The organism is Buttiauxella agrestis, assembly GCF_900446255.1.
Lineage (GTDB): Bacteria > Pseudomonadota > Gammaproteobacteria > Enterobacterales > Enterobacteriaceae > Buttiauxella > Buttiauxella agrestis.
Genome location: NZ_UIGI01000001.1, coordinates 2,325,833 through 2,346,729, shown reverse-complemented (window position 1 = coordinate 2,346,729; position 20,897 = coordinate 2,325,833). Strand labels below are relative to the sequence as shown.

22 protein-coding genes and 1 other annotated feature are annotated in these 20,897 nt (G+C 50.6%); of the genes, 11 read left to right on the top strand and 11 right to left on the bottom strand.

The features are described 5' to 3' along the window. Positions 1 to 134 precede the first annotated feature (134 nt). The 5 genes from ymiC to topA form a co-directional block, all read right to left on the bottom strand. Entirely contained in the window at positions 135 to 233 is a 99-nt protein-coding gene (gene ymiC, locus DY231_RS25560; RefSeq protein WP_305954890.1) for a small membrane protein YmiC, read from the bottom strand. A gap of 161 nt (positions 234 to 394) precedes the next feature. Beyond that, complete coding sequence (locus DY231_RS25210; protein ID WP_172588685.1) at positions 395 to 565, bottom strand: YciX family protein; 171 nt, start codon at positions 563 to 565, stop codon at positions 395 to 397. Between the two features lie 2 nt (positions 566 to 567). Then, positions 568 to 729, bottom strand: coding sequence for a YmiA family putative membrane protein (locus DY231_RS11355; protein ID WP_115628448.1), 162 nt, complete (start codon positions 727 to 729; stop codon positions 568 to 570). Between the two features lie 315 nt (positions 730 to 1,044). Beyond that, entirely contained in the window at positions 1,045 to 2,019 is a 975-nt protein-coding gene (gene cysB / locus DY231_RS11350) for an HTH-type transcriptional regulator CysB (RefSeq protein WP_034495664.1), read from the bottom strand. Positions 2,020 to 2,211: 192 nt separating this feature from the next. Beyond that, the gene (gene topA, locus DY231_RS11345) at positions 2,212 to 4,809 is read right to left on the bottom strand and encodes a type I DNA topoisomerase (RefSeq protein ID WP_034495665.1); all 2,598 of its coding nucleotides are present in this window, start codon (positions 4,807 to 4,809) and stop codon (positions 2,212 to 2,214) included. Between the two features lie 401 nt (positions 4,810 to 5,210). Here topA and DY231_RS11335 point away from each other — a divergent pair, with 401 nt between their 5' ends. Next, positions 5,211 to 5,462, top strand: coding sequence for a YciN family protein (locus DY231_RS11335; RefSeq protein WP_115628447.1), 252 nt, complete (start codon positions 5,211 to 5,213; stop codon positions 5,460 to 5,462). 51 nt (positions 5,463 to 5,513) lie between these two features. Here the strand turns inward: DY231_RS11335 and sohB are convergent, their stop codons facing one another. Beyond that, the gene (gene sohB / locus DY231_RS11330; RefSeq protein ID WP_115628446.1) at positions 5,514 to 6,563 is read right to left on the bottom strand and encodes a protease SohB; all 1,050 of its coding nucleotides are present in this window, start codon (positions 6,561 to 6,563) and stop codon (positions 5,514 to 5,516) included. A gap of 271 nt (positions 6,564 to 6,834) precedes the next feature. Here sohB and DY231_RS11325 point away from each other — a divergent pair, with 271 nt between their 5' ends. Together DY231_RS11325 and cobO are read left to right on the top strand one after the other, a co-directional pair. Further along, complete coding sequence (locus DY231_RS11325) at positions 6,835 to 7,596, top strand: YciK family oxidoreductase (protein WP_115628445.1); 762 nt, start codon at positions 6,835 to 6,837, stop codon at positions 7,594 to 7,596. Beyond that, positions 7,593 to 8,183 (top strand): cob(I)yrinic acid a,c-diamide adenosyltransferase, encoded by a 591-nt coding sequence (gene cobO, locus DY231_RS11320; RefSeq protein WP_115628444.1) that lies wholly within the window; start codon positions 7,593 to 7,595, stop codon positions 8,181 to 8,183. Before DY231_RS11325 ends, cobO begins: the two co-directional genes overlap by 4 nt. Positions 8,184 to 8,218: 35 nt before the next feature. Here the strand turns inward: cobO and rluB are convergent, their stop codons facing one another. From rluB to rnm, 3 genes are all read right to left on the bottom strand, one after another. Continuing rightward, the gene (gene rluB / locus DY231_RS11315) at positions 8,219 to 9,100 is read right to left on the bottom strand and encodes a 23S rRNA pseudouridine(2605) synthase RluB (protein ID WP_115628443.1); all 882 of its coding nucleotides are present in this window, start codon (positions 9,098 to 9,100) and stop codon (positions 8,219 to 8,221) included. Between the two features lie 95 nt (positions 9,101 to 9,195). Beyond that, entirely contained in the window at positions 9,196 to 9,816 is a 621-nt protein-coding gene (locus DY231_RS11310) for an L-threonylcarbamoyladenylate synthase (protein WP_034495673.1), read from the bottom strand. Then, positions 9,813 to 10,736, bottom strand: coding sequence for an RNase RNM (gene rnm, locus DY231_RS11305; protein WP_115628442.1), 924 nt, complete (start codon positions 10,734 to 10,736; stop codon positions 9,813 to 9,815). The genes DY231_RS11310 and rnm overlap by 4 nt, the downstream gene beginning before the upstream one ends. A 118-nt stretch (positions 10,737 to 10,854) precedes the next feature. Continuing rightward, positions 10,855 to 10,950, top strand: a sequence feature (Trp leader region). A gap of 22 nt (positions 10,951 to 10,972) precedes the next feature. Here rnm and DY231_RS11300 point away from each other — a divergent pair. The 5 genes from DY231_RS11300 to trpA are packed head-to-tail and all read left to right on the top strand — an operon-like array spanning position 10,973 to position 17,502. After that, positions 10,973 to 12,535, top strand: coding sequence for an anthranilate synthase component 1 (locus DY231_RS11300; RefSeq protein WP_115628441.1), 1,563 nt, complete (start codon positions 10,973 to 10,975; stop codon positions 12,533 to 12,535). Next, positions 12,535 to 14,130: a bifunctional anthranilate synthase glutamate amidotransferase component TrpG/anthranilate phosphoribosyltransferase TrpD gene (gene trpD, locus DY231_RS11295; RefSeq protein ID WP_034495677.1), complete on the top strand. Its 1,596-nt coding sequence runs from the start codon at positions 12,535 to 12,537 to the stop codon at positions 14,128 to 14,130. Before DY231_RS11300 ends, trpD begins: the two co-directional genes overlap by 1 nt. A gap of 3 nt (positions 14,131 to 14,133) precedes the next feature. Further along, positions 14,134 to 15,495, top strand: a complete 1,362-nt coding sequence (trpCF, locus tag DY231_RS11290) for a bifunctional indole-3-glycerol-phosphate synthase TrpC/phosphoribosylanthranilate isomerase TrpF (RefSeq protein WP_115628440.1) — start codon at positions 14,134 to 14,136, stop codon at positions 15,493 to 15,495. Positions 15,496 to 15,502: 7 nt separating this feature from the next. Continuing rightward, on the top strand, positions 15,503 to 16,696 hold the full coding sequence (trpB, locus tag DY231_RS11285) for a tryptophan synthase subunit beta (protein ID WP_034495717.1): 1,194 nt from the start codon (positions 15,503 to 15,505) through the stop codon (positions 16,694 to 16,696). Then, positions 16,696 to 17,502 carry a tryptophan synthase subunit alpha gene (gene trpA, locus DY231_RS11280; protein WP_115628439.1) on the top strand — a complete coding sequence of 269 codons (807 nt, stop codon included), beginning with the start codon at positions 16,696 to 16,698 and terminating at the stop codon, positions 17,500 to 17,502. The genes trpB and trpA overlap by 1 nt, the downstream gene beginning before the upstream one ends. Before the next feature lie 95 nt (positions 17,503 to 17,597). Here trpA and ompW read toward each other — a convergent pair whose 3' ends face one another. Further along, complete coding sequence (gene ompW / locus DY231_RS11275) at positions 17,598 to 18,230, bottom strand: outer membrane protein OmpW (protein WP_115628438.1); 633 nt, start codon at positions 18,228 to 18,230, stop codon at positions 17,598 to 17,600. 275 nt (positions 18,231 to 18,505) lie between these two features. On the opposite strand from ompW, the gene DY231_RS11270 reads away from it, so the two are divergent. Together DY231_RS11270 and DY231_RS11265 are read left to right on the top strand one after the other, a co-directional pair. Beyond that, on the top strand, positions 18,506 to 19,249 hold the full coding sequence (locus DY231_RS11270) for a YciC family protein (RefSeq protein WP_115628437.1): 744 nt from the start codon (positions 18,506 to 18,508) through the stop codon (positions 19,247 to 19,249). Between the two features lie 58 nt (positions 19,250 to 19,307). After that, positions 19,308 to 19,844 carry a septation protein A gene (locus DY231_RS11265; RefSeq protein WP_034495724.1) on the top strand — a complete coding sequence of 179 codons (537 nt, stop codon included), beginning with the start codon at positions 19,308 to 19,310 and terminating at the stop codon, positions 19,842 to 19,844. A 59-nt stretch (positions 19,845 to 19,903) separates the two neighbouring features. Here DY231_RS11265 and DY231_RS11260 read toward each other — a convergent pair whose 3' ends face one another. After that, positions 19,904 to 20,332, bottom strand: a complete 429-nt coding sequence (locus DY231_RS11260) for an outer membrane lipoprotein (protein WP_115628436.1) — start codon at positions 20,330 to 20,332, stop codon at positions 19,904 to 19,906. Between the two features lie 147 nt (positions 20,333 to 20,479). Between DY231_RS11260 and yciA the strand changes: the two genes are divergently transcribed. Then, positions 20,480 to 20,872: an acyl-CoA thioester hydrolase YciA gene (yciA, locus tag DY231_RS11255; RefSeq protein WP_115628435.1), complete on the top strand. Its 393-nt coding sequence runs from the start codon at positions 20,480 to 20,482 to the stop codon at positions 20,870 to 20,872. Positions 20,873 to 20,897: the final 25 nt, after the last annotated feature.

Below are 20,897 nucleotides of genomic sequence, written 5' to 3'. Positions count from 1 at the left end.
GGACAGTATTAAAGATAACACAAAGATGTCGTAACGATTTGATAACAACCCAAATTGATAAATCGAGAGGTGTAAAGGGAAAGGAAGAGTGAATCAGTGCCCCGGTAGAGAACCAGGGCGCAAGCAAGAAAGTGTTACTGCGCCAGCATCCAAACCATTTGCGCCCAAAAGACTAACGAAACAGTAAATGCGGTAAACCACGACCAGTACTTGACGCTACAGTGAGTATTCATAAGCCGCTCTCTTTATTTTAGTAAACACTGTGACTGAATAATTAATCAGTCGATTTGAATATTGCTGTGTGTAGTGATTACTTAAAGAGTGTGCTCTTAATCACGCTTAATTATAAAGTGTGACTGACAGCAAGTTAAATAAAGGTAAATGAGAATTATATTTATTGTTTAATATGTTCGTCTGTTGAAAACAGATCGATAAAGTCTTTTTGTTGTTGCGTCAGTTGCCACGATTCAGGCACCTGAACTTTTCCAGGCTTCGCTTCTTGTTGTGGTTTGTCATCTTTCTGACGCACCGTTTTCTGCGCTTGTGTTTGAGCAAGGGAAGTCATTGTTACCCCCAAAAATGCCAGGCTGCCACTGCCACGACAAGCCAGAACAGACCTGATACTAAAAACACCGCCATCCAGGCCTTACGTTTTAGCCCTGTTTCCCTCTGCGGTTCTTCACTTCCTGAAGGCATTGCTAACCTCATACAATCGGCACCACTTATCATAAAGTCTTAAACAATCGGTATAATTAATCGCCTGATGGGATTAATCCTAAAGAAACTCTAGTACAAAAGCCAGCGAAATTGCTTCCCGAATGCAGGAAAAGATTTAATCTTTTGACCTGAAATAAATAATTGAAACACTAAATTTGCAGAGCGGTTAATTATTATCTACGTTTGTCTCTTAATTGAGACAGATTAACCACTTAAATTGCATGGGTAATTAAGATTTAAGGGATATTGAATACCAGAAGGGATAAATCATATTCATTAATGCAAAGAGAATAGGTATCTTTCCAGGCGAAAAGATACCTTCAGATATTATTTAGCGGGTAACTTAATATCTTTAAACATAGCTTCAATATCTTCGTTTGAACGCAAGGCAACGGCGGTATCGACAACATCACGCGTCAGATGCGGCGCAAAACGCTGAATAAAATCATACATGTAACTGCGCAAGAAAGTGCTGCGGCGGAAACCTATTTTCGTGGTGCTGTGGCTGAAAACGCCCTGCGCTTCGATACGTACCAGGTCCGGGTCAGAAACCGGATCAACCGCCATACTGGCAATAACCCCCACACCTAAGCCCAAACGCACGTAGGTTTTAATCACATCAGCATCTGTTGCCGTGAAGACAATTCGCGGCGTTAGACCGGCACGGTTAAATGCGGTGTCTAATTCTGAACGCCCGGTGAAACCGAAGGTATAAGTGACTAACGGATACTGAGCCAACTCTTCAATGGAAACCGACTCTTTCGATGCCAGCGGGTGGTCTGGCGTCACCACAATCGAACGGTTCCAGTGGTAGCACGGCAGCATCACTAAATCATCGTAGAGATGCAGAGCTTCGGTCGCGATAGCAAAATCCGCATTCCCCTTGGATACCGCTTCAGCAATCTGCGTAGGCGAACCCTGATGCATATGAAGGGAAACACGTGGATAGCGCTCGATAAACCCTTTAATCACATTTGGCAACGCGTAACGCGCCTGTGTGTGGGTCGTCGCAACATACAATGAACCTTTGTCCGGCCAGGTATGCTCACCCGCCACGGACTTAATGGCTTCAACTTTTGACAACACTTCACGGGCAATACGGATTATCTCCTGCCCCGCAGGCGTTACCTGAGTCAGGTGTTTGCCGCTACGTGCAAAGATCTGAATCCCCAGTTCGTCTTCTAACATACGAACTTGTTTACTGATCCCCGGCTGAGAAGTGTAAAGCCCTTCTGCCGTCGACGAGACGTTGAGGTTGTGATTTACCACCTCTACGATATAACGAAGTTGCTGTAGTTTCATGGCGTTCCATCCGCAGTAAAAACAGCCCCGACACGCGCGGTGGCAGGGATTCAGACAAGGTGAAATTCTCTCGGATCACTATATCACTTATACTATCTATGTATAGTTAGAAAGAAAAAATAATAATCAGGTTATATAAAAGGATATAAAAAAGCCGGAGCATCGGCCCCGGCTTTTTTGTCAGAAGACTAGTTACTTCTTACCTTCAACCCACTTACCATCAACAAAGAATGCTGACCAGCCAGTCGCTTTGCCTTCTTTTTCAGAAGAAACGTACTGTTGCTTAGTCTTACGGCTAAAGCGAACGACCGCTTTGTTGCCGTCTGCATCTTGCTGTGGTGCGTCGGCCAGATAACGCAGTTTTTCTGGCAGGCGGTCGCGGAAGCGATAAAGCTCTTCGACCAGCGGCGCACGTGTTTCACGCGATTTAGGGAAAGTGTTTGCCGCAAGGAAAACACCCGCCGCGCCATCACGCAGAACAAAGTAAGCGTCTGACTTCTCGCAAGGCAACTCAGGCAAGGGAACCGGATCTTCCTTCGGAGGTGCCACTTCGCCATTACGCAGGATCTTACGCGTATTTTTGCAATCGTCATTGGTACAAGCCATGTACTTACCGAAACGCCCCATTTTCAGGTGCATTTCAGAACCACATTTCTCACACTCAACGATTGGGCCGTCATAACCTTTGATCCGGAATTCGCCCTCTTCGATTTCGTAACCATCACACGTCGGGTTATTACCACAGACGTGAAGTTTACGTTTTGGATCGATGAGGTAGCTGTCCATCGCAGTGCCACACTTCACGCAACGACGCTTCGCACGCAGGGCGTTAGTTTCCGCGTCATCGCCTTCCAGCACGTTGAGAACTTCGTTTTCCGGCACCAGATTGATGGTGGTTTTGCAGCGCTCTTTCGGCGGCAATGCATAACCAGAACAACCGAGGAACACACCAGTGCTGGCAGTACGGATACCCATTTCGCGACCACAGGTCGGGCAATCAATACTGGTCAGAACCATCTGGTTTGGACGCATACCGCCTTCTTCCGGATCCAGTTCAGCTTTACCAAGCTGTTCGCTGAAATCGCTAAAGAAGTTATCCAGCACCCCTTTCCACTCGGCCTGATTATTGGCCACCTGGTCAAGGCTGCTTTCCATCTGCGCGGTGAAATCGTAGTTCATCAGCTCACGGAAGTTTTCTTCCAGGCGGTCAGTAACAATTTCACCCATTTTTTCAGCGTAGAAGCGGCGGTTCTCTACACGCACATAGCCACGATCCTGGATGGTGGAAATGATTGACGCGTAAGTAGACGGACGGCCAATGCCACGCTTTTCCAACTCTTTAACCAACGAAGCTTCGCTAAAACGAGCCGGTGGTTTTGTAAAGTGCTGGCCAGGAATAACTTCAACCAGAGCGAGCTCATCACCCTGTTCAACGGCAGGTAATGTACGGTCTTCATCACCTTTGCGCAGTGCTGGCATGACTTTAGTCCAGCCATCAAAACGCAGCGTACGGCCACGCGTTTTAAGACGGAAGTCACCCGCTTGCACCGTCAAAGTGGTGGAGTCGTATTGCGCTGGTGTCATCTGACACGCCACAAACTGGCGCCAGATCAACTGGTAAAGTTTCTGCGCGTCAGCTTCCATATCTTTAAGCGACTCAGCAACGACACTCACATCAGAAGGACGAATCGCTTCGTGCGCTTCCTGAGAGTTTTCTTTGCTGGAGTACTGATTCGCGGCTTCCGGGAGATATTTCTTACCGAAACTCTCTTCGATATACCCACGAACCATACTCACTGCATCCTGACTCAAGTTGGTTGAGTCAGTACGCATGTAAGTGATATGACCCGCTTCATACAGACGCTGCGCCATCATCATGGTTTTCTTCACACCAAAACCAAGACGGGTGCTTGCAGCCTGTTGCAACGTGGAGGTGATAAACGGCGCACCAGGTTTGCTGCTGGTCGGTTTATCTTCACGCTCAAGCACGGTGTAACGCGCTTTTTCCAACTCGCTAACCGCAGACATGGTCTGCTCGCGGTTAACCGGGCGGAACGGCTTGTCTTTATGGTGACTGACCTGAACCGGCAGACTGTCGCCTTTCGGCGTTGTCAGGTTCGCGTCAACTTCCCAGTATTCTTCCGGTACGAACGCTTTAATTTCACGTTCACGGTCAACAACCAGACGCACAGCAACGGACTGTACGCGGCCAGCAGAAAGACCTCGGGCAATTTTTTTCCACAGCAGCGGAGACACCATGTAGCCCACAACGCGGTCCATAAAACGACGCGCCTGCTGGGCGTTAACACGGTCAATATTCAATTCGCCCGGCTTTTCGAAGGCCTGTTGAATTGCATTTTTTGTAATCTCGTTAAAAACAACGCGGCTGTAACGCGTTTCATCACCACCGATAACTTCCCGCAGGTGCCATGCAATGGCTTCCCCTTCGCGGTCAAGGTCGGTTGCGAGATAGATATGGTCTGCTTTTTCAGCCAGTGACTTCAGTTCTGAAACCACTTTTTCCTTACCAGGCAGCACTTCGTACTGTGCTTCCCAGTTGTGCCATGGATCGACACCCATACGATTTACGAGCGCACCGCGTTCATCCTTTTTGACCTTTTTGGTCCCTTTGGTGGAGGCGGAGTCAGCGCTCTTCTTGGTGGTTGATCCACTGGTCGGCAAATCACGGATATGACCGACGCTGGACTTAACCACGTAGTCATTACCGAGATATTTGTTGATCGTTTTGGCTTTTGCCGGGGACTCAACGATGACGAGAGCTTTACCCATATTCACCTTTACCTAATGTAATTCTTCCAGGAGACGTCGCACACTAATCACACCTTCCACTGGCGACGCGCTTTTTTATATTGCGGCAGCGTCAATGGATATCAACTCTTTTTTCATCCACCGGCTGATTAGCGAACATTCGCAGGTGATTGAGATAACGAGTCTTTCGCACCGGTGACATAGCACGACGGAACTTTGGTTGAATGTCAAGCAATTCCGTTGCCAGATTTGCGAAAGCGTCACACTCTACCTGATAAAATGAGTTACGCAACTTTATTAGCATGCAACCCGGATTCCTGCCAGCACAGTAAACTGATTAAATCACCTTAGGTTTACAGGGAGATATTGCCCTTTGCAGTATAGCGGAAGTACACTACTGCCAGTTTTTAAAGGAGGAAATCATGCAACCAACCACTCAACCTATCGATAAACAATCGCTACTCGTTGAAGCCAATAAAGTGATCCGTGCTCATGAAGATTTCATGCATGGAATGGAAGCAACGGACGTTGAGCAAAAAAACGGGGTGCTGGTGTTCAAAGGTGAATACTTCCTTGATGAACAAGGCTTACCTACCGGGAAGAGCACCGCAGTATTTAATATGTTCAAGCATCTTGCGCATGTGTTTGCAGAGAAATATCACCTGCAAGACTAAGTAAAAAAACGAGGCCAAATGGCCTCGTTTCTACTTTCACTTCGAATCCGATTACAACAGTGGTTTTTCGCCTCGCTGCCACCAGCGCAACAACAGATTGTCTAAACTGTTAGCCGCGCTACCAGTGAAACGGTCCATCATTTTTTTGCGGCGCGTGTAGTGCACATTAATCACATCGTGATTTTTCATCAGGCCAATCAGCAGATCGTCGCTGGTGCTTACCGCATCAATCAACCCTTTTTCCAGTGCCTGCGTGCCGTACCAGTGTTCGCCCGTTGCAACAGAATCAATATCCAGTGATGGACGCATGTCATGCACAAACTGCTTAAATAGCAGATGTGTTTCATTCAGGTCTTCACGGAATTTTTCACGCCCCTGCTCGGTGTTCTCACCAAACAAAGTCAGGGTACGTTTGTACTGACCGGCCGTATGCAGTTCGACATCGATATCATTGCGTTTCAGCAGGCGATGGAAGTTTGGCACCTGGGCCACCACACCAATGGAACCAATAATAGAAAACGGAGCGGCAACGATTTTATCTGCCACACACGCCATCATATAACCCCCGCTGGCCGCGACTTTATCGACAGCAACCGTCAGGCGAACTTTGCTCTCACGCAAACGCTGCAACTGCGACGCTGCCAGCCCATAACCATGCACCACACCGCCAGGGCTTTCCAGACGGAGTAAAACCTCATCTTCGGGTTTGACTACCGCCAGCACGGCTGTGATTTCTTCACGTAAGGAAGTGACTTCATGCGCATCCATACTTCCTTTAAAATCCAGAACATAAAGCGTCGGCTTGTCAGAAATAACCGTTTCGCCGCGTTTAGCATGCGCTTTGGCTTGTTTAGCCTCCAGCTTATGTTTTTTCTTTTGGGTTTTATGCCAGAGTTTTTGCTGATGACTATCAAGTCTTGCGACCTGCATTTCTTCCTGCATTTCCTGGTATTGCTCACTTAAATTGGTGAGACGTAATTCCCCGCGTTGGTGTCTTTTACGCCCGGCAACATTCACGATTATTGTGACAAGAATGCCAATAGCCGCAACGACCGTGACGATTTTCGCCAAAAAAAGCCCATAGTTTGCAATCAAATCCACGCTTTCCGCCTTCCATTCAGGAGATTAAATATCTTCTGCTCAGTGTAACCGAGCGGTGATTCCGCGTCTGCAAGCAACTATAAATGCTGCGAGCCTGCTTCCTGAACGTTTTTAATAAAATGAAACTTTTGCAAAATGTTAATCAAAGGTATTGTCTCCTGTTGCCTGATTGAAATAACAAGCCCTTTCAGGCATAAAGCGTAAAGCCCATGCATACCCAGGTATTTCTGAGAATCAAGACGTGAGCGACACATCACGCGAGGAGTTGAATGTGCACTATCAACCGAAGACCGACTTACTGCAAAACCGCATCATTTTAGTCACCGGGGCCAGCGATGGCATCGGTCGAGAAGCCGCACTAACCTACGCCAGATACGGTGCCAGCGTCATATTACTGGGTCGTAACGAAGAAAAGCTGCGCAGCGTTGCCCATGAACTACAGACCCGCTACGGCAGCCTTCCCCACTGGTTTATTCTCGATTTTGCCACGGCGACACCTGATGATTGCCAGAGTCTGGCACACAAGCTTTCCGGATTAATTCCCCGCCTGGATGGCGTCCTGCACAATGCCGGGATCCTCGGCGATATTCGGCCAATGGACGAGCAAGATCCGCAAACGTGGCAGGCTGTGATGCAGGTCAATGTGAATGTAACTTTCTTCCTGACACAGGCTTTGCTTCCTTTATTACTCAAATCAGACTCAGGCTCACTGGTGTTCACCAGTTCGAGTGTCGGTCGTCAGGGCCGCGCGGGCTGGGGTGCCTATGCGGTATCAAAATTCGCGACTGAGGGCATGATGCAGGTGCTCGCAGAAGAGTATAAGCAGCATAATTTACGCGTTAATTGTATCAACCCTGGCGGAACGCGAACTGCTATGCGCGCAAGTGCATTCCCGACCGAAGACCCCGACAAACTGAAAACGCCACGTGATTTAATGCCGCTCTATCTTTGGCTAATGGGCGATGACAGCCGCCGTAAAACAGGCATGAGCTTTGATGCTCAACCCAATCGTAAACCAGGAATTTCCGAATGAGTGAAGATCGTTACCAGCAGCGCCAACAGCGCCAGAAAGAAAAAGTGGACGCCCGCGTCGCAGCCGCGCAAGAAGAACGCGGGATTGTGATTGTCTTTACCGGAAACGGTAAAGGTAAAACGACAGCCGCTTTCGGCACCGCCACACGCGCAGTCGGGCACGGCAAAAAAGTCGGCATCATCCAGTTCATCAAAGGCCAATGGCCGAATGGCGAACGCAATTTACTGGAGCCACTAGGCGTGGAGTTTCAGGTGATGGCGACCGGTTTTACCTGGGATACACAAAACCGCGAAACGGATACCGCTGCGTGCGTGGAAGTGTGGGAGCATGCAAAGCGGATGCTGGCAGACAGCTCGCTGGATATGGTTATTCTCGACGAAATCACCTACATGGTGGCCTATGACTATTTACCGCTGGAAGAGGTGCTGACGGCGCTGACACAGCGCCCTGAGAGCCAGACGGTGATTATTACCGGGCGTGGATGTCATCGGGATATTCTTGAAATCGCAGATACGGTCAGCGAGTTACGACCCGTGAAGCACGCGTTTGATGCGGGTGTTAAAGCGCAAATCGGTATCGATTATTAAGCATTAAAAAACCCCTCAACAGAGGGGTTTGTATTTTAGCTGCTGCGACCACCGCGACGACCGCCGCCACCAGTGGTTTGCGTATGGCGTTTAACCGCACGGCGAATCTGATTCGCTTTCATACGACGACGGTCTTTTTCAACCGCCACTTTGCTTTCTGTCTCTTCTGGCAGTTCTACCAATTTACGCAGGTAGTTAGTTTGCCCCAGATCGAGTTCAGTATAGCCGCCACGCGGCAGGCCTTTCGGCAACTGAATGTCACCGTAGCGCACACGAATCAGACGGCTAACCTGCACACCAACCGCTTCCCACAGGCGACGCACTTCACGGTTGCGGCCTTCGGTCAGGGTCACGTTGTACCACTGGTTAATGCCTTCACCACCGGTAAACTTGATGGTTTTGAATGCCGCAGGGCCATCTTCAAGCTGCACACCACGACCCAGTTGCTTCACTTTGTCTTCGTCAACTTCGCCAAATACACGAACCGCGTATTCACGCTCAACTTCACGGCTTGGGTGCATCAGGCGGTTTGCCAGCTCACCATCAGTGGTGAACAGCAGTAAACCACAGGTGTTCACATCCAGACGACCGACCGCAATCCAGCGCGCGCCGCGCAGTTTTGGTAAACGGTCAAATACGGTTGGACGCCCTTCAGGGTCATTACGCGTACATAATTCGCCTTCTGGCTTGTAGTAAGCCAACACGCGGCAAATTTGTTCAGCCGATTCTTTAATAGAAATCAGATGACCATCAATACGGATTTTCAGCGCATGTGTCACTTCAACACGGTCGCCTAATTTGGCAACTTTGCCATCCACACTGACACGGCCTGCGGAGATGATTGTTTCAATCTCACGACGGGAACCATGACCAGCACGGGCTAAAACTTTTTGTAACTTTTCGCTCTTATCGCTCATTGAGCTTCCTCGGGTGTCGCCTTCACAGGCGTCGAATTGGGGTAATGGGGCCTGATAGCCCCATTTTAGGCCGGACAGTATAGCCGCAGACGAACTTATAAGAAAGGTTTTGCATCGCCCGCGCCTTCGCGGATAACAACCGGTGAATCGTCGGTCAAATCCACCACAGTTGTCGGTTGCTGGCCCAGGTAACCGCCGTGAATCACTAAATCGACGACTTTCTCGAGTCTGTCTTTAATCTCTTCCGGGTCAGACTCGGTAAATTCACTTCCTGGCAGCATTAATGACGTCGATAGCATCGGCTCGTTCAGCACTTCGAGCAGTGCCAGCGCAATCGGGTTAGAAGGCACGCGCAGACCAATAGTTTTGCGCTTTTCCTGCAACAAACGGCGCGGGACTTCTTTCGTGCCTTTGAGAATAAAGGTGTAATTGCCCGGCGTATTATTTTTGATTAAGCGAAACGCCACGTTATCGACAAATGCGTAGGTCGAAAGCTCCGACAGGTCGCGACACATAAGGGTGAAGTTGTGCCCGTCAGGTAACTGGCGAATACGGCAAATGCGCTCCATCGCCGACTTATCTTCCAGTTTACAGCCCAGCGCATAACCCGAATCGGTGGGATAAACAATGACGCCGCCTTTGCGAACAATTTCTACCGCCTGGTTAATCAGGCGCTGTTGCGGGTTATCTGGATGAATATAGAAAAATTGACTCATACTGCCCTCTCTTTTTCGCTATAACTTTTCTCCCAATTCTGCCAGACCGGTTCGACGCCACCGGGCAGCCAGAGCTTGCGCCCAAGCTCAATCCACGCACACGGCATATGGAAATCTGAGCCTTGCGACGCCAGCAAATTAAACTGTTTTGCATAGCTGGCAAGCTGGGTACGCTCATTTGGGGCTTGCTGACACTGGGCGACTTCCATGGCATCGCCACCACTTTCGGCAAACTGCGCCAGCAATCTTTTCAGCCATTTAGCGGTCAGGTCATACCGGCCTGGATGCGCCAAAACCGCTTGCCCACCAGAATGATGAATGACATCAATAGCTTGTTCTATTGTACACCACTGTGGCGGAACATAACCGGTTTTCCCTTTTGCAAGATATTTCTTAAACACATCGGCCATGGTGCTGGCTTTCCCGCACTCCACCAAATAACGAGCGAAATGACCACGGGTGACTTCTCCGCCGTTGGCATGGCGCATTGCGCCTTCCAGCGCACCGGGGATATGAGCTTTTTCAAGCCGTTCTGCGATCAAGGCCGCACGTTGAACACGGCGCTCGCTTTGCTGCGCCAAAAATTCTGTCAGAACGGGATGATGTTCATCAACACCCAGTCCAACGATATGAATTTCATGATTTTCCCAGACGGTGGAAATCTCCACACCGCTGATCACACGCAAGGGCAGTTGCAGGCGTGATACCGCTTCCCTTGCAGCGCCAATTCCGGCTACTGTGTCATGGTCAGTGATTGCCAGAATGCCCACTCGCATTTCTACTGCACGCTTCACCAACGCTTCGGGCGTTAACAAGCCATCTGACGCGGTGGTATGGCTATGTAAGTCGTAAATCACCGCTAGTGTGGGTTCGCTCAAAATGGCTCCGGGTGTGTTAATAAAAAGAAAAACGCCGCTCATAATAGCGATATTCGGCAATAACTAAAAATCGCTATTGACTTTGATTCATCGAACTAGTTAACTAGTACGCAAGTTCACACGATAAAGGTATCTGAAAATGAAAGCGAACATCCTCATGCATAGCTGGTGGCGTACTTCCTGATAACGGGCAGTGTAATCGCTATGGCTGAAATTCAGCCCAGATACCAGGCCCGCCCAGAGCGGGCTTTTTATTGAACAAAATATGAGAGCAGAAAATGCAAACACAAAAACCAGCGCTCGAATTACTCATCGGTGACGCACCCTATCGTGATAACCCAACAGCGGTTTTCCACCAGCTATGCGGCGCGCGCCCTGCGACCTTGTTGCTCGAATCAGCCGATATCGACAGCAAAGATGATTTAAAAAGCCTGCTGTTAGTTGACAGCGCGCTGCGGATTACCGCTTTAGGTGACACCGTCACGATTCATGCCCTTTCTGAGAACGGTGCTTCGTTACTCCCTTTGCTCGATGCAGCACTTCCTACAGGGGTTGAGAACCAACATTCTCCGCAAGGCCGCGTCCTGCGCTTCCCGGCGGTGAGTTCCCTGCTGGATGAGGATGCGCGCCTGTGCTCACTGTCAGTATTTGATGCCTTCCGCATTATGCAGGAACTGGTCACGGTGCCAGAAAACGAGCGCGAGGCAATGTTCTTCGGCGGTTTGTTTGCCTACGACCTGGTCGCAGGATTTGAAGACTTGCCTGATCTCAAGCAAGACAACAACTGCCCTGATTACTGTTTCTATTTAGCTGAAACGCTGCTGGTGATTGACCATCAGAAAAAACATACCCGTATTCAGGCGAGCCTGTTCACTCCGTCAGCTTCTGAAAAACAACGTTTAATTCAGCGCACGGCGCAATTGAGCAAGCAAATGCAGCAAGAGCCTTCTGCGCTGCCGGTGCAAAAAGTGGAACGCATGACCTGCGAGTGCAACCAGAGCGATGAAGAATTTGGCGATGTGGTGCGCAAAATGCAAAAAGCGATCCGCATCGGTGAGATTTTCCAGGTCGTGCCTTCGCGCCGCTTCTCACTCCCTTGCCCTTCTCCACTGGCCGCTTACCAGACGTTGAAAAAGAGCAACCCGAGCCCGTATATGTTCTTTATGCAGGACAATGATTTCACCTTATTTGGCGCATCCCCTGAAAGCTCGCTGAAATACGACGCGGATTCCCGCCAGATTGAAATCTACCCGATTGCCGGAACTCGCCCACGCGGTCGCCGTGCAGATGGAACGCTGGATCGTGATCTCGACAGCCGCATAGAGCTGGAAATGCGTACTGACCATAAAGAGATGTCCGAGCATTTAATGCTGGTAGATCTCGCCCGTAACGACCTGGCACGCATTTGTACCCCAGGCAGCCGTTACGTTGCCGACCTGACGAAAGTCGATCGTTATTCGTTTGTGATGCACCTGGTTTCCCGCGTTGTAGGCGAGCTGCATAAAGATCTGGATGTGCTGCACGCTTACCGCGCCTGCATGAATATGGGCACGTTAAGCGGTGCGCCAAAGGTTCGTGCGATGCAGTTGATTGCCAAAGCCGAAGGCGTGCGCCGTGGCAGTTACGGCGGCGCGGTCGGTTACTTCACCGCTCACGGTGATTTAGACACCTGCATCGTTATCCGCTCTGCCTACGTTGAAAACGGTATTGCTACCGTTCAGGCAGGCGCTGGCGTGGTGCTGGACTCCGTCCCGCAGTCCGAAGCCGATGAAACCCGCAATAAAGCCCGCGCTGTACTGCGCGCCATTGCCACCGCGCATCACGCACAGGAGATTTTCTGATGGCTGACATTCTGCTGCTCGATAACATCGACTCGTTCACTTATAACCTGGCCGATCAGCTGCGTGCCAACGGACACAATGTCGTTATCTATCGCAACCATGTTCCGGCGCAGACGTTAATTGAACGCCTGGAAACCATGGACAACCCGGTGTTGATGCTTTCCCCAGGCCCTGGTGCACCCAGTGAAGCCGGTTGCATGCCAGAATTACTGACTCGCCTGCGCGGTAAATTACCGATTATTGGTATCTGCCTCGGCCACCAGGCGATTGTTGAAGCCTACGGCGGGTATGTTGGCCAGGCGGGTGAAATCCTGCACGGCAAAGCATCGATTATTTCTCATGATGGCGAAGCGATGTTTGCCGGTCTGCCAAATCCGCTGCCAGTTGCCCGCTACCATTCACTGGTTGGCAGCAACATTCCGGCAGGCTTGACGATTAACGCCCATTTCGATGGCATGGTGATGGCGGTTCGCCACGACGCTGACCGCGTATGTGGTTTCCAGTTCCATCCTGAATCCATCCTGACTACCCACGGCGCGCGTCTGCTCGAACAAACGCTCGACTGGGCGTTGCTGAAGTTAAAACAAGCCAACACGCTGCAACCGATTCTCGACAAACTGTATAAAGCGCAAACCCTGAGCCGGGAAGAGAGCCACCAGCTGTTCGCCGCGATTGTCCGTGGCGAGCTGAAGCCAGAACAACTGGCCGCTGCGCTGGTGAGTATGAAAGTGCGCGGTGAGCATCCCAACGAAATTGCCGGGGCGGCAACCGCGATGCTTGAAGCGGCAGCGCCCTTCCCAAGCCCGGATTACCCGTTTGCCGATATCGTTGGCACCGGCGGCGATGGCAGCAACAGCATTAACATCTCGACCGCCAGCGCGTTTGTTGCCGCAGCGGTGGGCCTGAAAGTCGCCAAACACGGCAACCGCAGCGTTTCCAGTAAATCAGGTTCGTCAGACTTACTGGCCGCATTCGGGATTAACCTGGAAATGAGTGCTGACGCATCGCGCAAAGCGCTGGATGATTTGGGCGTGTGTTTCCTGTTCGCACCGAAATATCACACCGGTTTCCGCCACGCGATGCCTGTGCGCCAGCAGTTAAAAACACGCACGTTGTTTAACGTGCTCGGGCCATTGATTAACCCGGCACATCCGCAAATGGCGCTGATTGGTGTTTACAGCGCGGAACTGGTGCTGCCAATTGCCGAAACCCTGCGCGTATTGGGTTACAAACGTGCGGCGGTAGTACACAGCGGTGGAATGGACGAGGTGTCTCTGCATGCCACTACGCAAGTGGCGGAACTAAACGAAGGCGAGATTAAAAGCTACCAGCTTGAAGCCACTGACTTCGGCCTGCCAGCCTATCACCAGGACGAGCTTGCAGGCGGTACACCGGAAGAAAACCGTGACATTCTCACCCGCCTGTTACAAGGTAAAGGAGAGACGGCTCATGAGTCTGCGGTGGCGGCAAACGTCGCCATGTTAATGCGTCTTCACGGGCAAGAAGATCTCAAAGCAAACGCACAACGAGTGCTGGAAGTCCTGCGCAGCGGTGCTGCGTATGACCGGGTAACAGCGCTGGCAGGAAGAGGATAAGTCATGCAGGAAACCGTATTAAAGAAGATCGTCACTGATAAGGCGATATGGGTTGAAGCACGCAAGCAACAACAACCCCTGGCAAGTTTCCAGAACAACATTGTACCGGCGACCCGTAATTTTTATCACGCGCTGCAAGGTGCCCGAACCGCTTTCATTCTGGAGTGCAAAAAAGCCTCTCCATCCAAAGGCGTGATTCGTGATGATTTTGACCCGGCGCGTATTGCAAACGTTTATAAACACTACGCTTCTGCGATTTCAGTCCTGACCGACGAAAAGTATTTCCAGGGCAGTTTTGATTTCCTGCCGATTGTCAGTGACATTGTCACGCAGCCAGTGCTGTGCAAAGACTTTATTATCGACTCGTATCAGATTCATCTGGCGCGTTTTTACCAGGCCGATGCCTGTCTGCTGATGCTTTCTGTGCTTGATGATGAGCAATATCGCCAGCTCGCGGCGGTCGCGCACAGCCTGAATATGGGCGTGTTGACTGAAGTGAGTAATGAAGAAGAGCTGGAGCGAGCCATCGTTCTGGGTGCAAAAGTCGTCGGTATCAATAACCGCGACCTGCGTGATTTGTCGATTGATTTGAACCGTACGCGCCAGTTAGCGCCGCGCTTAGGTCACGGTGTGACGGTGATTAGCGAGTCAGGCATCAGCAACTACGGCCAGATTCGTGAATTGAGCCATTTTGCCAACGGCTTCCTGATTGGCTCCGCCTTAATGGGCGAAGACGATCTCAATGCTGCGGTTCGTCGCGTCACCCTAGGGAACAATAAAGTCTGTGGACTGACGCGGGCGCAAGATTCCCGCGCCGCCTATGAAGCCGGTGCCATTTATGGCGGGCTGATTTTTGTTCCTTCGTCACCCCGCTTTGTCAGCGATGAAACCGCTGCAACGGTTATCGCCGCTGCACCGCTGAAATACGCAGGGGTTTTCCGCAATACGCCGCTTTCGGAAGTGCTGCAAAAAGTGGAGAAGTTCTCGCTCAATGCCGTACAACTGCATGGCGATGAAGACCAGACCTATATCGACGAACTGCGCGTAGTCCTTCCTGAAAATGTACAAATCTGGAAAGCGCTGAGCGTGAAAGACACTTTGCCAGCTCGTGATTTAAACCACGTCGATAACTACCTGTTCGACAACGGCCAGGGCGGTAGCGGGCAACGGTTTGATTGGTCACTCCTTGCAGGACAGAATCTGGACAACGTGATTCTGGCTGGCGGACTGGGTGCTGATAATTGCATTGAAGCAGCGAAAACGGGCTGCATCGGTTTAGATTTCAACTCAGGTGTCGAAAGCGCACCGGGTATTAAAGATGCTAACAAGCTGGCTGCCGTCTTCCAGACGCTGCGGGCTTACTAAGGAAAATATCATGACTTTACTTAATCCCTATTTTGGCGAGTTCGGTGGCATGTACGTGCCGCAAATCCTGATGCCTGCACTGCGTCAGCTGGAAGAAGCCTTTGTTGCTGCGCAAAGTGATGCAGATTTTCAGGCTGAATTTAACGATTTACTGAAGAACTACGCGGGCCGCCCAACGGCGTTGACTAAATGTCGCAACCTGACGGCTGGCACCAAAACCACACTGTATTTAAAGCGTGAAGATTTGCTGCACGGTGGCGCGCACAAAACTAACCAGGTTCTTGGCCAGGCTCTGCTTGCTAAGAGAATGGGCAAGACTGAAATCATTGCGGAAACCGGTGCCGGACAACACGGTGTGGCCTCGGCCTTAGCCAGCGCCCTGCTCGGCCTCAAATGCCGTATTTATATGGGTGCTAAAGACGTTGAGCGCCAGTCGCCGAACGTGTTCCGTATGCGCCTGATGGGTGCGGAAGTCATTCCAGTACACAGCGGTTCTGCGACGCTGAAAGATGCGTGTAACGAAGCGTTGCGCGACTGGTCTGGTAGCTACGACACCGCGCACTACATGCTCGGCACCGCAGCAGGTCCGCACCCGTTCCCGACTATCGTTCGTGAATTCCAGCGCATGATTGGCGAAGAGACAAAAGCACAAATTCTTGAAAAAGAAGGCCGTCTCCCTGATGCGGTTATCGCCTGTGTCGGCGGTGGTTCAAACGCCATTGGTATGTTTGCTGATTTCATCAATGACGCTAAAGTCGGTCTGATTGGCGTAGAACCTGCCGGACACGGTATTGAAAGCGGTGAACACGGCGCGCCACTTAAGCATGGTCGTGTGGGCATCTACTTCGGTATGAAATCGCCGATGATGCAAACCGACGAAGGCCAGATTGAAGAATCTTATTCAATTTCTGCCGGTCTGGACTTCCCTTCCGTCGGGCCACAACACGCGCACCTGAACAGCATCGGTCGTGCCGATTATGTTTCGATTACCGATGATGAAGCACTCGAAGCCTTCAAAACGCTGTGTCGTAGCGAAGGGATTATCCCGGCACTTGAGTCTTCCCACGCGCTGGCTCACGCGCTGAAAATGATCAAAGAGAATCCTGAAAAAGAACAATTGTTGGTGGTGAACCTCTCTGGCCGTGGTGACAAAGACATCTTCACCGTTCACGACATTTTGAAAGCACGAGGGGAAATCTAATGGAACGTTATCAACACGCTTTTGAGCAGTTACAGGCACGTAAAGAAGGCGCTTTTGTTCCCTTCGTCACGCTGGGTGATCCCTCTCCTGAGCAGTCATTAAAAATTATTGACACGCTGATTGAAGCCGGGGCCGATGCACTGGAATTAGGCATCCCGTTTTCTGACCCGCTGGCGGATGGTCCAACCATTCAGAATGCGGCGCTGCGTGCATTTGCCGCCGGTGTAACGCCAACGCAATGTTTTGAAATGCTGGCCGTGATTCGCCAGAAACACCCGACTATTCCTATCGGCCTGCTGATGTACGCCAACCTGGTTTATAATCGTGGCATAGACGAGTTCTATGCGCTGTGCGCCAAAGTTGGTGTGGATTCGGTGCTGATTGCGGATGTGCCAATTGAAGAGTCTGCGCCATTCCGCCAGGCGGCGATGCGCCACAACGTCGCGCCTATCTTCATTTGCCCGCCAAATGCTGATGATGCGCTGCTGCGTGAAATCGCCACCCATGGCCGTGGTTACACTTACCTGCTTTCTCGTGCCGGTGTCACGGGTGCAGAAACGCGTGCACAGTTGCCGCTTCATCATCTGGTCGAAAAGCTAGCGGAATTTGGTGCTGCACCTTCACTGCAAGGCTTTGGGATTTCCGAACCTTCGCAAGTTAAGGATGCAATTGACGCCGGTGCTGCTGGCGCAATTTCAGGCTCCGCGATCGTGAAGATTATTGAGAAGAACCTGGATAACCCCGAAGTGATGCTCAGTGAACTAAAAGCGTTTGTGCAGAGTTTGAAAGCCGCGACTCGTCGTTGATTTTCATTGTTGCCGGATGACGCTTACGCTTATCCGGCCTACAAGTGTTCGCGTAGGTCGGATAAGCGTAAGCGACATCCGGCATGACGTGATTATTAGAAGCGATAACCCGCTGAGAACATAAACACCCACGGATCGATACGCGTATTAATGTTCTGTTGCTCGCCACCGGCTTTAAACTTCACTTCGGTGTCGATATCCATGTACCAGACGGACATATTCAACAGCCAGTTTGGGTTAATCATATAATCCAGCCCCACCTGGCCCGCCGCCCCCCACGAATCCTTCACGCTGAGATCGGTTAAGCCTGCATCTTTGCCGGTCTGATTAAAATCGGTATCAAAGAAAGTGGTGTAGTTGATGCCCACGCCAACATAAGGGCGCACTTTGCTTTTCGAATTACCAAAGTACCATTGCGCCATTAATGTCGGCGGCAATTGGCTCACCGTTGCCAGGTTTCCTGTTGGGCCTAAACCTACGTGATGACGGAACGGTGTCGCAGCCAATAGCTCGATACCGATGTTATCCGTCACCATATAATCGAATGTCAGTCCCAGCTGAGTATTGTTGCTGACGTTAAAACCGCCCATGCCAAGCACACTGTCAGAACCTTCCGTAGGACGTACGGTGGCAGAACCCGCACGCATGAAGAACTCACCTTGTTGGTGCGCCAACACCTCGCCCGACAAACAGCTTAATGCAAGTAACGCCACAGATAATTTTTTCATAGCCCTCTCCTTGTTATGGTTTTATAAGCGGGCTGAATATACTCACTTTTGGGTACAAAGTGATCTAACCACGATCACACTTCGCTGGCTAATTTAACATTTAATGATCTGGATTAATTTTTCGGCATTATGCGTAAATATCGACTTACCCACTCCAGATCAATTTTTCACATTGACAGTAACTTACTTTCACCACGCATCTTGTCGGTGCCAGCGTCCTTCATCCGGTGTACAATTCCCGCTGATTTTTAACCGAGCAACATCAAGGAGAGTGCATGTCTATCACGGCGGGTTCTGTGTACCGTGACACGGGGAATTTTCTACGCAATCAGTTCGTTACTGTTTTACTGATTGCTTTGCTTTGTGCCTTTATTTCGGTTGTTATCGGTCACGCTTTTTCACCTAGCGATGAGCAAATGTCTATCCTTAGTGAAGGGGATAATTTATCGAATAGCGTTGGGCTATTTGACCTTGTGCAAAACATGACACCTGAACAGCAGCAGATGCTACTTAAAGCCTCTGCTGCATCAACGTTTGCAGGCTTGATTGGTAACGCTATTCTCGCGGGTAGCATTTTGGTTCTCATCCAGATGGTGAGCGCCGGGCAGCGCGTAAGCGCCCTTCGTGCCATTGGCACATCGGCTCCAGTGTTGCCTAAAATCTTTGTTCTGATGTTCCTGACCACTTTTGTGGTGCAAATCGGAATCATGTTGGTGGTGGTGCCGGGGGTGATATTTGCGATTCTGCTCTCTTTTGCACCGGTGATGGTTGTTCAGGATAAAATCGGGATTTTCCAGTCACTGCGCAGCAGTATGCGCCTGGCCTGGGGAAACATGCGTCTTGTCGCCCCGGCTGTTATTAGCTGGTTACTGGCGAAAACGGCTCTTTTGATGCTCGCATCTTCATTTGCGGCGCTCTCACCCGCGGTTGGCGGGGTGATAGCAAACACGATAAGCAACCTTATTTCTGCGGTATTGCTCATCTATTTATTCCGCTTGTATATGCTGGTTCGCCAATAACATTCACCTGCTCCTGAGCGGTAAATAAACGCTCAGGAGTCATTTTACGGAACAGATTATGAAGCAGTTTCTCGACTTCCTGCCGCTGATTGTTTTCTTCGCATTTTATAAAATGTACGACATCTATGTGGCGTCAGGGGCGCTTATCGTTGCCACCGGTTTTGCGCTGGTCTACAGCTGGTACAAATTCCGCAAACTGGAAAAAATGGCGCTGATCACTTTCCTGATGGTTGCCGTATTTGGCGGCCTGACGTTGTTCTTCCATAACGATGAATTTATCAAATGGAAAGTCACCGTGATTTATGGCCTGTTCGCCGCCGCCTTGCTGATTAGCCAGTGGGTGATGAACAAACCATTGATTCAGCGCATGCTTGGGAAAGAGATTTCACTGCCGCAAACGGTGTGGTCCCGTCTGAACATTGCCTGGGCGCTGTTCTTCATTGCCTGTGGCGCGTTGAATATTTACGTGGCGTTCTGGCTCCCGCAGAGCGTTTGGGTGAACTTTAAAGTGTTCGGCCTGACCGCTGCGACACTGGTCTTCACCCTGCTGAGCGGCGTCTACATCTATAAGCACATGCCGCAAGAAGAGAAGTAATCCCCCTCCAGAAATGCAAAAACCCGCCTTGGCGGGTTTTTTTATGTTCGAACATTCTATTACGAGGATTTATCCACGCTGGTGTTGTTGCCAGAGGTGAGAATGCGCACTTTATCTCCCTGATTAAACGTGATGCGTCCATCGTAACTCTGCGTAACCTGGATAATTTGCCCCGCATCGGTTTTGATTGTCAAATCCACCTGCTGGGCGTTTTGCTGTTGACCCTGGCGGTTACGTGAAACCTGAGCGCCCGCAACGGCACCCGTCGCCGTCATGATGGTTTTACCCGAACCTCCACCAAACTGGTTGCCAATGGCGGCCCCCGCAGCCCCTGCGGCGACGGTTCGCAGCGGATGGGAACGGGTTTGGGTCGTGATGATTTGCGCTTGTTGCACCACACCATATTCCACCAGCGTTTTCGTCCCGGCAAAACTGGACTGGCTGGATAACGCAAGCAGACTGACAAAGATAAGTAAGTATTTCTTCATATTGGTTACAGTGTCGATTCAAAGTGAGCATGATTCTGCCAGTCCCCGCCAAAACCCCTTTAGACATTAATGCTACTTAGTGACGCAAACGCCCTTGTCGTATTAAACTTAAGTTAAAGAATTTCAATTATTATTTCAGGAAGACAAATGACCCAGCAAGACGCTCCTGCCGGAGAACTGGTTTTACGCACCCTGGCCATGCCCGCCGACACCAACGCGAATGGCGATATTTTTGGCGGCTGGCTAATGGCGCAGATGGATATGGGCGGCGCGATAATGGCGAAAGAAATCGCCCAGGGTCGAGTGGTAACGGTTCGGGTCGATGGGATGACGTTTCTCAAACCTGTCGCCGTTGGGGATGTGGTGTGCTGCTACGCGAACTGTATAAAACGTGGGAACAGTTCCATTACAGTGAATATCGAAGTCTGGGTGAAAAAGGTTTCTTCTGAGCCGATTGGGCAGCGTTATAAAGCCACCGAGGCCGTATTTATCTATGTTGCAGTCGATGCAGAGGGCAAACCGCGCCCTATTCCGCGCTAATGCTATCACCCCCAATGCGCCTGAA

Bases quoted from the DNA above. Each gene is read 5' to 3' on its own strand.
- ymiC (WP_305954890.1), bottom strand. From the start codon at position 233: ATGAATACTCACTGTAGCGTCAAGTACTGGTCGTGGTTTACCGCATTT.
- DY231_RS25210 (WP_172588685.1), bottom strand. From the start codon at position 565: ATGACTTCCCTTGCTCAAACACAAGCGCAGAAAACGGTGCGTCAGAAA.
- DY231_RS11355 (WP_115628448.1), bottom strand. From the start codon at position 729: ATGATAAGTGGTGCCGATTGTATGAGGTTAGCAATGCCTTCAGGAAGT.
- cysB (WP_034495664.1), bottom strand. From the start codon at position 2,019: ATGAAACTACAGCAACTTCGTTATATCGTAGAGGTGGTAAATCACAAC.
- topA (WP_034495665.1), bottom strand. From the start codon at position 4,809: ATGGGTAAAGCTCTCGTCATCGTTGAGTCCCCGGCAAAAGCCAAAACG.
- DY231_RS11335 (WP_115628447.1), top strand. From the start codon at position 5,211: ATGCAACCAACCACTCAACCTATCGATAAACAATCGCTACTCGTTGAA.
- cobO (WP_115628444.1), top strand. From the start codon at position 7,593: ATGAGTGAAGATCGTTACCAGCAGCGCCAACAGCGCCAGAAAGAAAAA.
- rluB (WP_115628443.1), bottom strand. From the start codon at position 9,100: ATGAGCGATAAGAGCGAAAAGTTACAAAAAGTTTTAGCCCGTGCTGGT.
- DY231_RS11310 (WP_034495673.1), bottom strand. From the start codon at position 9,816: ATGAGTCAATTTTTCTATATTCATCCAGATAACCCGCAACAGCGCCTG.
- rnm (WP_115628442.1), bottom strand. From the start codon at position 10,736: ATGAGCGGCGTTTTTCTTTTTATTAACACACCCGGAGCCATTTTGAGC.
- DY231_RS11300 (WP_115628441.1), top strand. From the start codon at position 10,973: ATGCAAACACAAAAACCAGCGCTCGAATTACTCATCGGTGACGCACCC.
- trpD (WP_034495677.1), top strand. From the start codon at position 12,535: ATGGCTGACATTCTGCTGCTCGATAACATCGACTCGTTCACTTATAAC.
- trpCF (WP_115628440.1), top strand. From the start codon at position 14,134: ATGCAGGAAACCGTATTAAAGAAGATCGTCACTGATAAGGCGATATGG.
- trpA (WP_115628439.1), top strand. From the start codon at position 16,696: ATGGAACGTTATCAACACGCTTTTGAGCAGTTACAGGCACGTAAAGAA.
- ompW (WP_115628438.1), bottom strand. From the start codon at position 18,230: ATGAAAAAATTATCTGTGGCGTTACTTGCATTAAGCTGTTTGTCGGGC.
- DY231_RS11270 (WP_115628437.1), top strand. From the start codon at position 18,506: ATGTCTATCACGGCGGGTTCTGTGTACCGTGACACGGGGAATTTTCTA.
- DY231_RS11265 (WP_034495724.1), top strand. From the start codon at position 19,308: ATGAAGCAGTTTCTCGACTTCCTGCCGCTGATTGTTTTCTTCGCATTT.
- DY231_RS11260 (WP_115628436.1), bottom strand. From the start codon at position 20,332: ATGAAGAAATACTTACTTATCTTTGTCAGTCTGCTTGCGTTATCCAGC.
- yciA (WP_115628435.1), top strand. From the start codon at position 20,480: ATGACCCAGCAAGACGCTCCTGCCGGAGAACTGGTTTTACGCACCCTG.